Raw genomic sequence first — 13,038 nt, 5'->3', positions numbered from 1 at the left:
GCAATGGGGGGCTTCGTCCTTGATATCTTTCCGGAAGGAAGCCTCGCGAGCTCGGTCATCACCACGACTTGGCTCGGCGTGTTCGTCGTCGCCTTCTTCAACCTGCGCTTCGGTTGGGTTCTATCGGGGCTCGTCGTGCCGGGTTACCTCGTCCCCCTCCTCATCGCCAAGCCGCTCGCCGCGGGCGTGGTTATCGTCGAGGCGATCGTAACCTATCTGATTGTCTGGACCTTCTCCGAAAGGTGGTCGGGCGGGCGGACCTGGAGCAGCGTTTTCGGCCGCGACCGCTTCCTCGCACTCGTGCTTACCAGTGTGCTCGTGCGCTTGGTCTTCGACGCCTGGGCGCTGCCGGAATTGGGCGCCTGGCTCGTCGAGCGCCACGGCATCCGCTTCGACTACCGCAGTGACCTGCATAGCTTTGGCCTCATCATTATCTCGCTCCTCGCCAACCAGTTCTGGAAGCCCGGGCTGCTGCGGGGTCTCGCTTCGGCGGCGGTGACAATCGGCGTTACATGGCTCCTCGTGCGCTTCGTGCTGATCGAGTTCACCAACTTCCGCATCAGCGAGGTCGGCTACCTCTACGAAGGCTTCGCAAGCTCGATCTTGGCGAGTCCTAAGTCCTACATTATCCTAGTCACGACGGCCGTGATCGCCTCGCGGATGAACCTGCTCTACGGCTGGGACTTCAGCGGCATCCTGATCCCTGCGCTGATCGCGCTGCAGTGGTACCAGCCGGTCAAAGTATTGGCATCCTTCGCCGAGGCCTTCGTGGTCCTGGGGGTCGCCACAATGCTCCTGCGTTCGCGCTTCTTCGCGGACGCGACCATCGAGGGCGCGCGCAAGCTCATCCTCTTCTTCAACGTCAGCTTTGCCTACAAGCTCCTGCTCGGCCACGCACTTCTATGGACTGGCTGGGAGATCAAGGTCACCGACTATTTCGGCTTCGGATACCTGCTCTCGACGCTGATGGCGATGAAAATGCATGAGAAGCAGATCGCTGCGCGCTTCAGCCGGGCCGTGCTGCAGGTGTCGCTCGTGGGTGCGGCGCTGGGGAGCCTGATCGGCTTTGCCCTCAAGCCTGTGCGCCTGCCCGATGCCTGGCTGCCCGCCCCGCCGACGCCCACGGAGAGCCTACCAGCGGTGGCGCAGGTGGAAGAGCTGGGCGACGCGGTGGTACGCGCCACTATGGGCGCCTATCTGACCCTCGGCGGCGCCGGGATATCGCAGGCGACCCCTGGCGAGCTGGACGCGTTTCGGCGAGGAGTTGAGCTGCTACTAGAGCGGGGGGCCGAGCCGGAGGCCATGGCGCGCGCCTCCGCCCTCCTGGCTGAGGCGCGCTTCGACCTCTCGCTGGCCAACGGGCGGTACCTGATCCTCTCCGGAAAGGGCGCGGCCCACGGTGGCACTTATGTGTTGGACCCCTCCGCCTCAGGCGGCCTGACTGTCCAAGTGCCCGATCCGCTGGAGGTCCCCCTCCTGGTCTCGGCCGGCGCCGCACTGCTCGGGGAGCCTGGCGTCGGCGCCCTAGCGGTCGCCGGCACCAGTTCACGGAACGGCGGCGAGGCCCTGGGCGTGGCGGGGGAGCTCGGGACCTTCTTCCAAGCCTTTCACGAGATGCTCGACGCGATGGGGACGCTACAGCTCCGCGGCTCCTTGGGTCCAGGAGCCCGCCTTCAGGTGGACGGAGCCATCCCTGATGTGTTGGACCTGCCGCGCCTCCAGGTTCTTTTCGGAGACCTCGAGGTGGACTTCGGCGGCGGAGAGGAGGCTAACCTGCAGCGCGACACCGCACGCGGCGGTTTCGCCGAGCTGTTCGTGGGCGAAGAGGCTGTCCGCAACGCGCTAGCTGGGCTCGGTGCCTTAGCCACTGTGGCCAAGGTCGAGGGCACTTCGAGCCTCGATGGGTTCCTCGTCGAGTGGATGCTCGACAGGATCGCCCAAGCGGGCAGCAAAGAGTATCGCCCGCCGCGGACAGAGGAGCTGATCTACCTCGACCGAGCGGTCCTCGCACCACTGCTGGAAAGCCTCGCCGCGGGGCCGGAGCCCGACGCGGCGAGGCTGGCGGCGATCGACACCTCTGCCCGGGCTCTCGACTACCAGCTCCTGCTCCACCGGCACAGGCGCAGCGGCAGCGATCATGTGCTGCTGTTGCCCCGGCCAAAGGGCGACTCGTCGCGCCGACATTGGGGGGCGTTCGCCTTCCGGGTCGGGGGGCAGGGGAGCTACGCGGTCTACGTGCCCCGGCCGCTCCCCGACATCGGCACCCTTGAGGCGGGCCTCGCCTTGTACGGTGCGCTCAAGGCACGCGCGCTGCTCGTCGCCGGAGCCCATCCAGGGGCAGGGCGGGGAGGGGAGGCGGACGTGCTTCGGGCGGACGCACCCTTCTCGCTCTACGCGTTGGCGAGCCGCGCGGTGGTTCGCCAGGCGGAAGAGGAGCCGCTTATGCACCTCCTTGTGCGCGGCATGGCTGCCCCGCTTGAGGGGGACGTGGCTTCCCTCGAGGCCCTCCTGGCCTTCGACCGCTCCGGGCTCGGAGAGGAGCCGCCCACCGCCCTCGCTGGCAATCTCCGCAGGGACCTCCTCGAGCTGGGTTTCGAGGTAGGCCTCGTGGACGGCGGGGCCGACCGGGTAAGATACGAGATAGGGCAGGTGCCGCTGGCCCGGCACCTCGAGCCCAAAGCTACCCAAGGGGTCGCGGCGGTCTGGCTGTCCCCCATCCTGCGGTCGAGCTTCGCCGAGCGGCTGACGGATGATATCGAAGCGGCGCTATTCGAGGCGCTGGCGATTCCTACGGTTGAGGCGGAGCCTCTCGACGCCCTACTGGCGCCTGCCCCCGCCACAGTGCAGCCCCTTCCCGCCCGCGCCCGTGCTCTCGTCGATGACTTCCTTCTCCACCGCGACGCGGTGTCCCTGGCGCGTCTGCAGCAGGAGTTCTCCCAGCTCAGGCTCACTCGGCTCGCAGACCCGGCGAGCGCCCAGACCTTTCTCTTAATCACCGATCCCGGCGGGGCGCCGATCGCCATGGCGAATATCGGCGCGAGGGAGCCGGCCGACGCGGTCAAGGTTGTCCCTGGCGATCCGGACCCCTTGGTGGTGTCGCGCTTCGTCCACGGCCGACTGGCGTGGCTCCTGGTGGAGGGGAGCTAGGCGTGCGGATCCTTGGGCGCCTCCTCTTCCTTGCTATCCTCATGCCTCTGCTGGCCTGGGGGGTGTGGCCCATATGGAACGCTAGCCTGGGCCTCATCAGCGACCGCGAGCCGGGAAACCAGCTCGACAAGGTCGACCGGACCGTCGCCTATGAGCTCGACCGGGAGCGCTGGACCATCTTTCCGCTCGTCGGCGGCCGCGACAGGGTCCGCCTCGTAACCCAGGCCGCTCTGCCCATAGCAGCGGTCGAAGGAGCCGGGTTAGGGACCGACCAGGGCCGATGGACTTATGCGATCGCCTACGAGATCGTCGCGGCGGACGGCCGGGTCCTGGCGGAAGGGCTGCGGCACGCCTTAGCTGCCGTCGAGATTTGCCGAGATCCTCTCACCGGGGACCTCGCCTCGTCAGTCGCCTACATTGAGGAAAGGTTGCAGCCGACGCTCGCCAAGGTGACCGTCCTCGACCTGTCGGAGCAGCCGGAGGCGGCTAAGATCCGGCTCCGCTTTATATCGCTCGATCCCAAGGTAGATCACGTCATTGCTCGGGTTTACGAGCGAGAGCCCCTCGCTGAGTTCCGGGCCCAGTCCTCTTGGCAGCGGCTGAGCGAAGGGCAGCGGGAGCGGCTCGCCGCCGAAGTCGGCCTGCCGGTCGCGCTCCTTGACAACGCGGAACAGTTGGAGGTCTTGCGCAACCGTTGGCATCCGGTCGGCCCGCAGGGGCTGGAAGGAAAAGACTACCTAGTGCGCGCGTTATATGTCTGGCCTGGCGGCTGCGACGATCCGGTGGCGGAGCCGACCCTGGCGCCAGGGTTTTATGCGGACGCCCTTCGCCACGCCATCATACAATTCCCTCCCGATGCCGAGGGCCTGGTCCTGTCGTTCGAACCTCCGTTCGGGGAGGATGCGGGGGCAGAGGCGGGCATGCTGGAGCTTCGCTGGCACGGCCCCGTGCCCGGCCTTCCGCTCGTCACCCGCGCGCGCTGGTCGATGGCCGAGGGCGCCCTTGCTTTGCCGGTGCGAGGCGCGGCTCTGGAAGTGATCCCGGACCGGCCGCTCGTGCTACACGCGCGGTCCTCTGGGCAATCGGCCAGCGGGACAGAAATCGACTTCCGCCCGCTCCACCTCCGCATGGTGCAGGCAACGGCGGAGGCCCCGGTCACCTTCCCGGTTACCCATGTCGGCGGCGAGCCGACGCCGTTCAGACTTCACCTGCGCTGCCTCTGCGGGGCCGAGGAGACAGTACCGGCACCCCGCCGCGTGGACTACGAGTTCCTGGGGACGAAGGGAGAGGTGGTTGGGGCCGGCAGCCTTGAGGCGGCCCTCGGGCCCGCGCCGCTTGAGCAGGTTCCGGGCGACCCCTCGCTACGGGTGCTCGGGCCGGCCTTTGCGCACTTCAACCTGCCTTTGTCCGTTCGCGCCATCCGCGTCTCGGGGCCGCAGCCTTACCTCGTCGCCGCGTCAAATCGCCCGCCAGATATGCCAGTCTTGGCAGCGATGATCGCTCCCGAGGCTGAGCCAGTGGCCGAGGAGGTCGCGCCGCGTGAGGCCCGGGTTTGGTTCCCACTCCGGCCGATCGGCTGGAAGGAGTTCGTGGAGGGTGACGGCTCGACGTCGCTGGTCGTGCAGGAGCGGGTGGTGCCAGACGAGACGGCTCTCCTGTTTCAGCGCCTGAACTGGGAGCCTTGGGAACCAGACGTACCCCTGCCTCGCGTCGAAATCCTGTCCCCCTTTAACCGTCGCCCAGGTCTGTTAAGCACCTTCAGCGGCGATATCTTTGTGCCCTTGGCGGCTGGGCGGCCCCATTTCTTCGACTTTCTGCCCGCCTCCGGCGCGGCGACCGTGGAGCCGGAGCTGCTTTTCCTGTCCCCCGCGGCAGAGCCGACAGAAGTCCGGATCACCCTGGACGGCCAGCTTGCCCGCGCGCAGGAGGTCGCCGGCCCGGGCGCCAGCCTCCGCCTGCCCCCCTTCGCGCCCCGGTGGCACTCCGTTGAGGCTCGCTGGTCCGGATCGGGCCGGCTGATGATCGGCCAAGTCGACCCAACGACACAGGCCTGGGTCAGGCGGCGGGCAATCCGCCTCGGCGCTGGTGAGGGCGTGAGCCTGAGCTTCGACAAGCGGCAGGAGGGGCGCGAATTCCTCGTCATCCACGTCCACCCGGAGGAGGTCGGCGGCAGAGGCCGGCTGGAGGTGGAGCTCGGGATCGGTCCCCGGAGGGTCGGCCCCCTGTCCGACTGGACGTCTGGGCTGTGGCGAGCCGACTTAGACGGGGCTTCCGGGACCGGCGAGGGCTTCCTGCAACGTTCCGGCGAGCAACTGGGCACCGAGCGGACGGTGGTGGTTCCCTTCGGGGCCGACCTGCTCCCGGGGACCTATGATTTGCGGCTGCGCCTCGAAGGACTGGCGGGATACCTCGCCTTCACCCGGTCGGGCCCCGATCTGGCGGCGCAGGTGGCTCTTGGGGAGGAGGGGACGATTGGCGCCATGAACTGTGGGCAGGACGCGGCGGGCGCCTGGTCCTGCGGAGCAGCCCTACCTTGAGCGCTATGCCCGGTCCTGTCAGAGCGGACGGAGGCAGGCGGCTAGGCGAGCGCGGAGCCCGGCCTCAGCGACGAGCTTCCACCGTAGCTCCCGCGAGAGCTCGAGATGGACGAAGCCGCTGAAGCCAGCGGCACGCAGAGCTCGCCCATTCGTGTTGATGGTCGCCCCGAGTTCGCACACTTCCTCGGGGAAGAGCCGCACGGTCTCCTCTGGCATGGTCGCGGCGAGACAGTTCGCGACAGCCCGCGCTTGTGCGCTCGGCTCATGCGTACCCGAGGAGACGATCACGCTGGCCGAGCGGCCCTCGGCGCTCCGCCGCTTCTCCCGCGCGTGGCCATGGATCTGGACGACAAGTCCCTCAGGGTGGACCTCGGCGAAGGCGAGGCCGAAGGAGTTAAAAAAGCTGACCGGTGCACGAGTGAGATCGGCGTTGACGCGCCCGCCATCCGCCTCGAAGGCGCGGGGCACGGAGTTCCAAGCCCCCGACGCGAAGTTGCCTTCCACTAGGAGGAAGTCGAGAATCCGGCCGGTGTCGAGGTCGGTGTCGCTGTGGGGGGCTTGGAGGAGGACCGGAGCTCCTCCGGGCACCAACAGATAGGAGCCGAGCCCGACCCCTTCCTTTCCGGGCTCACGCAGTAAGGTCCGGCCCCCGTTCCGGGGTAGCAGGGCGAGGCCCAGCGCGTTAAGCTCGTGCACCAAATTGGAGGTCGGAAGGCCGCGCAGCAGCGAGGCGGCGACGGCCTGCGCCCGATCAGGCGAGCCGTACAGGAGAACGGGTTGAGCAGGCATGGCGTTCCGCGTCAGCAAGAGTGAAAGGATCTCGGCCGGCGCGGCGACTTCTAGCTGGGCGGGCACCTCGTCCGGAGGCGGAAGCCCGACACGCTGCGCTTCCCGCTTGGCCGGACCGCCACCGCCATGATCGAACGAGCCCCATGCAAAGATAAGGCCCAGGCTCAAGATGATCTTGCCAGACCAATCAATATTGAGGCGATGCGAGGCTATGGTGTCCTCCGCAGGCGTATCTAGTTTAGCATATCGCTGAGCCCTCCATAGGGCAAGAACGAGCGGTGTGTAAGTAGGGTCTGGAGTGCACGCCTGACTGGGGCGGAAGCGATTGACCGAAGATCGGTGTAGCTGAGGGAAAAAGCCCATCCCCGGACACCGCAGCCACAGCGTCGCCTTTAAGCGTCAGATCGTCCTGCGTGCCACGTCGGGGAGACGCTTCAGGCCCTTGGCCGACGCCATTGTTTTTTCCTATGCTCGCAGCGTGGCGTCCACGACGGAAAACAGCGTGCCACAGAGGCTCCTTGCCCTCAGCTTTTGCAGCCCCAACGCTCGAAACCTTTGCGACGCGCTCACGTGCGGGCCGTTGGTTCATGGGATTTCGTGCGCCTACGCCTCGGCTGCTTTGTGGGCATCCGTGTGCGCTACATGGCAACGGCCAGCAACTCTGATAGCTGAAGCCTAATGCAAGCAGTTTGGGTAAAAGGACACCATTTTCCTCTCCCAGGACAGGAGAAGCGGGAGACAGCCTGCGCACTGCGGGGGTGAGGATGACGTAGGCATCGCATCGGCGTATCATCGCCAGGATAAGGCGCCCTATGGTGGTCTTGAGGTTAAGTTCGGCCGGGCGGAACATCCTCGCAGAGAGTGTGTCGCTTCCGTCCCGCGCCGTGTATGCTCGCTGCAAAGCACGGTGGATGCGCGCTGTCTCACCACATCACGTTCCCTAAATGGCAAGTCGGTCGGACAGCGACCATAGTTACGCGCTTCCGGTATCTAAATGGAACAGACCAATGGTTTCGCAGACGGCGAAGGCGCGGACGTTTCCCGGTTCCGCCGTGGGCAGGCCGCTCATGCGGTTTGAAAAGGGAGAAGGGAATGTAAAAGGTACCAACAGGCGCCAAATGCTCCGCTGACGTGATTGGCAGCGCCGTCCGCGTCCTCCAGTTCGCCACGCAACAGTATGCTTCTGCTGCAATCGAGGGACTACTTCAGCATGATTCTTCCCCCCCTTCCTGTGGACGAGGACGATCGCCTTTCTGCGCTCAAGAGTTACTGCCTTGATAACATCTCGGCCGAGCCGGCCTTCGGTAGGCTGGCAGCGATTGTAGCCGAGTCGCTAGAAGTGCCGATCGCGTACCTCAGCTTCGTCGAGAATAAGAGTTGCAACATCATCGGCGCGGTGGGTCTGCCGACCGGGCCAGGCCCACGTGAGGTCGCATTCTGCGGGTACACGATCCTGGGGAACCCGCTCGTGGTCCCGGATGCGCTTTTGGACGAGCGATTCGTAGACAATCCGCACGTCCTCGGGCCTCCTCACATCAGGTTCTTCGCCGGCGTGCCCGTACGCGCGCTGGGGCAGCCGGTAGGGACACTCAGCATCATTGACACAACGCCGCGCGACCTGAGCGGACCTGGACTGCGTAAATTGCAGGGCCTCGCTCGGACAGCGGAGGACCTGATTCAATTTCGGCTCGGCAACATCCGCCACGCTGCTGCCGAAAGGCGCCTGGAAAGCATCATTGAAAGCAACCCTGTAGCGATGGCGGTATACGATGCCCAAGATCGCCTGCTGCTCAGCAACGGCAGGTACCGCGAGACCTTCTTAGGAAGCGCGGAAGTGAAACTTGATGCGCTGATTACGCTCTCTGACCTATTTGACCGGATCGCAGCCGGCGGGCGGCGGATATGGATCGAGGGGCAGACCGTCGACTGGAAGACCCGCCGGATGGAGTTGCGGCGCGAGGGAGTCAGCCCGTACTACATCCAGATAGACGGTCAACAATGGTTACTCTGCCACGAGACCCGGACGGAGGCGGGAGAGCTTGTCGCAAGCTTTGCTGATGTCACCGCGCTCAAGGAGCGCGAGGCGGTTGCTGCGGAACAGGCGGCGGTCCTGAGAACCACGCTGGAGAATATCGACCAAGGCCTTGCCCTCTTTGACTCGGGCCGGCGCTTGGTGGCCTGCAGCAAGGCCTACTTTGACCTATTCGACGTCTCCCCCAAGCTGCGCAGGAACGGCACGAGGCTCGAGACCATGATCCACGACCTTGCCCGGCGCGGAGTCGTTTTGGGGCGTGAGGCAGGGGGCGACCTGCCGCGTCCTGAAGAGCTTCTGAGGGATCGTGGCACGCGCCGCTTCGAGCTGCGGCTTGACGGCGGACGGGTGCTGTCCACCACCATGGCCGCGCTCGATGACGGCCGTCTGGTCGTAACCTGCCTCGACATCACCGAGCGCAAGGAGGTCGAACGCCTCAAGGACGAGTTCGTCTCGACGGTGAGCCACGAGCTCCGGACGCCCCTCACCTCAATCGCCGGGTCGCTGGGCCTCATGGCTGCGGGAGCCACCGGTGAACTGCCGCCCGCGGCAGCGCGCCTCGTAGGGATAGCCCACCGCAACACGGACCGGCTCACCCGACTGGTCAACGACCTTCTTGACATCGATAAGGTCGAGTCGGGCCAAATGCAATTCGAGCTGAAAAGAATAGACCTGAATGTTCTGGCGGTCCAAGCAGTCGAGCAGAGCCACCCCCTCGCCGAGAGGGTTAACGTAGCGATCGAGGCGCGCACCGCCCCCAAGCCGATTCTGGTCGAAGGAGACGTCAACCGGCTGCTCCAAGTCGCCGACAATCTCGTGTCGAATGCCATTAAGTATTCCGCCCCGGGACAGTCGGTGACGGTCACGGTCGGGCTCAAGGGCGAACGTGCCTGCTTGTCAGTGATCGACCGGGGCCCCGGCATCCCCGAAGAGTTCCGATCGCAGATGTTCCGGCGCTTCTCCCAAGCGGACGCCTCGGACCGTCGCAGCCAGGAGGGCAGCGGGCTGGGCCTGGCAATTGCCCTGGCGATCTGCCACCGGCACGGCGGCACGATCTCCTACGAGTCCACGATAGGGATCGGCACCCGCTTCGACCTCGAGCTGCCGCTGGCCGACTCAAGTGCCTTGCCGGATCCGTCCGGGGCCGGGGTGCAGTGCCTCGTCTGCCAGGGCGACGAGCTGGCCAGCGATCGGATCCGGCACGCTCTCGAGCAGGCGGGGCTCACGGTCGAGATCGCCCAAGGGCTGGAGGCTGCACTGAGTGCGATCCATGCGCAGCTCTTCGAAGTGCTCGTGACCGACCTCCTGCTCCCCGATGGCGACGGCTTCGATCTGGTTCGCCGGGCGCGGGCTTTGCGGAACGGGAACGAACTCGCGGTCGTCGTGACCGCCTCCCGCCCTGATCCGCGCCGCAACTCGGTCGAGACGGTGGCGCTCAACATCTTGGACTGGATCGAGGGCGACTTGGACATTAACCGGCTTACGAGCGCCGTGGAGCGGCGGGGCAGGTTTTTCGATCGGGCCCTGCGCGTGCTCCACGTGGAGGATGCCGCGGACCTCTCCCAGGTCGTCGCCATCGCCCTAGGCAGCACGGCTGGCGTGGATCTGGCGACGGACCTCGAGACAGCACGGTTGCGGCTAGTTTCGAAGGAGTACGACGTTGTCATCCTCGACATTGCGCTGCCGGACGGATCGGCGCTGGACTTGCTCCCAATGATTGCCGCCGGCCCACATCCACCGGCGGTAGTCATCTTCTCGGGCATAGAACCCTCGAGTGACGTTTCCGCAATGGTCCATCGGGTGCTGATGAAGTCGCGAAGCGGCGTGACGCAGCTTGCTGAGACCGTTCGGGAGATTGCGAGGGAGCGCCATGGCTGACCCCGAAACTATCCTTCTTGTCGAGGACGACCCCGACATCCGGGAAATCGTGGCCTTGAGTCTGGAGGCGCTAGGAGGGTTCTCGGTCGTATCCTGCAGCGACGGCGAGGAAGCCCTGCGCGAGTTGCGCCATTGCCGCCCTGACCTGGTCCTGCTCGACTGGATGATGCCGGGGATGAATGGCGGCGAGACGCTCGCGGCGATGAGGCGGGAGGAACTTCTGGGCGACACGCCGGTGGCCTTCATGACCGCGAAGACGCGACCCCATGAGGTTGAGCGGATAATGGAGCTCGGCGCCTGTGCGGTAATAACCAAGCCATTCGATCCAACGGCGCTTGCCAGGCAAGTGCGTGGCTTAATCGGGCAGGCGGAGGGCGGGTTCGGCGAGCCGGGGTAGGAAGAGCCCGGGTGGAGACGCCTGGCGGCGCTCGGCTGCCGAAGCGGCGGCAGGATGGAAGGAGTCAATTGTTGGATAAGAGAACTGAGGCTCGACTGGCAGCCGTGCGCGCGCGGTTCGCTGTCCGCCTGGAAGAGGGCGTAGCGAGGCTCGAGACGTATCGCAGAGCGCTCTCGAAGGGGGACCCGGCCCCGCTTGGAGATCTTGAATCCTTTGCACACAATCTCGCGGGGGCCGCGGCCAGCTTCGACTTCCCTGAGGTGGGGGATGCGGCCCTCACGCTTGAGGACCACATCCAGGACTTCCGTTCGGGAAACGCCCGACTGGAACAGTTGGAGCGCCCCATCGCATCGCTCCAGTCGACGCTGAGAGGGGCGGTGTCCGGCGGTCAGAGGTAACCCGTAGCGGGTAAGAGCTCCAGAAGGGCGATAGCGATGAATGACAGGCATGCGCCGTTTCATCGGGGTGCGCAACAGCGACATCGTCGCTGTGCTGGCCTGGTCAGTGCTCGCTCCCGAAGCCTTTCGTGCAAGAAGAGCTTGATGAGCATTTTGAATGGCCCGTAGTAGACCAAGTCGAGAAGGTGAACGACTACTTTAGAGAGAGGTTGTTCCCATATTGACCCCGTGGACAGCTGGCCTCTCTCGACGCGAAGGGTGAGGCGACGTCGGGTGACGGAAAGCGGCCGAGTGGGGGAATAATTGGGGGAACGCCTCACCCAGAAACCCCGCAAGTCGTTGCCTTACACCAATAAGTGTCAGAAAATTGGCGCGCTGGGGAGGATTCGAACCCCCGACCCCTTGATTCGTAGTTTTCCAGCGGCACGCCTGCGATTGCCAGCGATTGCCAGCATCAACCAATTTTTCCTCACATAGTCAGATACTTGACGCCATTGCTAGCCGGCGCGAGAATGTCCTAAACGGTTCTAGCGTGCTGGTATGTTGCTAGCACGCTAGCCAAGGAGAGCCACATGGCGAAGCTTACGAAGACCTTCATCGACCGGGTCCAACCGCCCGCAAAAGGTTACGAAATTCACTGGGATGACCGAGTGTCAGGATACGGCCTGCGCATTACTGCGAGCGGGGTCCGTGCCTTCGTCGCCCAGGGGCGCGTGAACGGGAAAGCAGTCATCGTCACCATCGGGAGATTTGGTCTTTATACCGAGGACCAAGCTCGCAAGCGGGCGCAGAGTATCCTCCAGCAGATGCGCGAAGGCATCGACCCTCGGGACGCGAAGAAGGTCGATGCCACCAAGCAGATCACATTGCGCGAACTGGCCGACGCTTATTTGGCCCGAGGGCTGCTGAAGGAAAGCACCCGGCGCGATATGGACCGTCACATCGAAACCGCGTTCAAGAAGTGGAAGGACCGCGCCATCACCAGCATCACGCCTGCCGAATGCCGGGCGCTGTTCGAGAAGATCGCCGCTGAGGGGTTGCGCAAGAAACCCGCGCCCGCCCCCAGCGCCGCGCGCCTCTACATGGTCACGTTGCGCACGTTGCTGAACTTCGCCATCGAGGAATACCGCCTTCAGGACGGGACACCGATCATCCTGCACAACCCGGTCTCGATCTTGAAGCGGGACTTAAAACCGTCACCGCCGCGCACCGAGCATATCGACAAGCGGCAGATCGGCGAATTCTGGAACTGGCTTGATGACGTTCGCGCCGAAGCCATCAACGACGACGCCGCGACTGGTGTGGACTTCATCAAGTTCGTCACCCTCTGCGGCGGGCGCAAAGACGAGTCCCGCACTCTCACTTGGGATCGTGTCAACATCGACGACGACCCGACGAACTGCTGGTGGCACATCCCCGACCCGAAGAACAAGAACCCGGTGTGGTTGCCGCTCAGCACACAGGCCGTCGAGGTGCTGAAACTGCGGCGCGGCCTGAGCGACAGCAAGTTCGTGTTTCCATCGCGCGGAAAACTCGGCCACATCATGGACCCCCGTGCTCCGTTTGAACGGTGGGCGAAGCGCACAGGCATGAAGCGTTTCTCAATGCACGATCTCAGGCGAACGGCGATCACCCTCGGCATCAATGCCTGCGGTCTGGACACCGCTAAGCTAGAGCTTCTCACGAACCATGTGCCTCAGTCAGTCACGCAGAAACATTACCTTCAGACCTCCGACCTCCGCGACTATCACCGCGAGGTGCAGGCGATTGGCGACTATATTGAGGGCGCTGCGCGTATTGCAGCCGCAAAGGCCAGCGGCGCGAATGTCGTCTCCTTGGAAAGCCGCGCGTAATGCGTGC

7 protein-coding genes are annotated in these 13,038 nt (G+C 65.0%); 6 read left to right on the top strand and 1 reads right to left on the bottom strand.

Features of this window, described 5'->3' with window-relative positions:
• Positions 1 to 3 precede the first annotated feature (3 nt).
• Positions 4 to 3,147, top strand: a complete 3,144-nt coding sequence (locus C8D95_RS16970) for a poly-gamma-glutamate biosynthesis protein PgsC/CapC (protein WP_109760395.1) — start codon at positions 4 to 6, stop codon at positions 3,145 to 3,147.
• A gap of 2 nt (positions 3,148 to 3,149) precedes the next feature.
• A complete protein-coding gene (locus tag C8D95_RS16965; protein WP_109760394.1) occupies positions 3,150 to 5,684 on the top strand; it encodes a hypothetical protein in 2,535 nt (844 codons plus the stop codon).
• A gap of 18 nt (positions 5,685 to 5,702) precedes the next feature.
• Here C8D95_RS16965 and C8D95_RS16960 read toward each other — a convergent pair whose 3' ends face one another.
• Complete coding sequence (locus C8D95_RS16960) at positions 5,703 to 6,641, bottom strand: hypothetical protein (RefSeq protein WP_109760393.1); 939 nt, start codon at positions 6,639 to 6,641, stop codon at positions 5,703 to 5,705.
• A 1,009-nt stretch (positions 6,642 to 7,650) separates the two neighbouring features.
• On the opposite strand from C8D95_RS16960, the gene C8D95_RS16955 reads away from it, so the two are divergent.
• The 4 genes from C8D95_RS16955 (at position 7,651) to C8D95_RS16940 (ending at position 13,031) form a co-directional block, all read left to right on the top strand.
• Positions 7,651 to 10,383: an ATP-binding protein gene (locus C8D95_RS16955; protein ID WP_109760392.1), complete on the top strand. Its 2,733-nt coding sequence runs from the start codon at positions 7,651 to 7,653 to the stop codon at positions 10,381 to 10,383.
• On the top strand, positions 10,376 to 10,780 hold the full coding sequence (locus tag C8D95_RS16950; RefSeq protein WP_109760391.1) for a response regulator: 405 nt from the start codon (positions 10,376 to 10,378) through the stop codon (positions 10,778 to 10,780). Before C8D95_RS16955 ends, C8D95_RS16950 begins: the two co-directional genes overlap by 8 nt.
• A gap of 71 nt (positions 10,781 to 10,851) precedes the next feature.
• Positions 10,852 to 11,178 (top strand): Hpt domain-containing protein, encoded by a 327-nt coding sequence (locus C8D95_RS16945; protein ID WP_164721768.1) that lies wholly within the window; start codon positions 10,852 to 10,854, stop codon positions 11,176 to 11,178.
• 572 nt (positions 11,179 to 11,750) lie between these two features.
• Positions 11,751 to 13,031, top strand: a complete 1,281-nt coding sequence (locus tag C8D95_RS16940) for a tyrosine-type recombinase/integrase (RefSeq protein WP_109760389.1) — start codon at positions 11,751 to 11,753, stop codon at positions 13,029 to 13,031.
• The last annotated feature ends 7 nt before the right edge of the window (positions 13,032 to 13,038 follow it).

This window comes from Silicimonas algicola, assembly GCF_003148765.1.
GTDB lineage: Bacteria > Pseudomonadota > Alphaproteobacteria > Rhodobacterales > Rhodobacteraceae > Silicimonas > Silicimonas algicola.
Note: the sequence above shows the minus strand (reverse complement) of the source record. Positions and strands in the feature narration are given on the sequence as shown.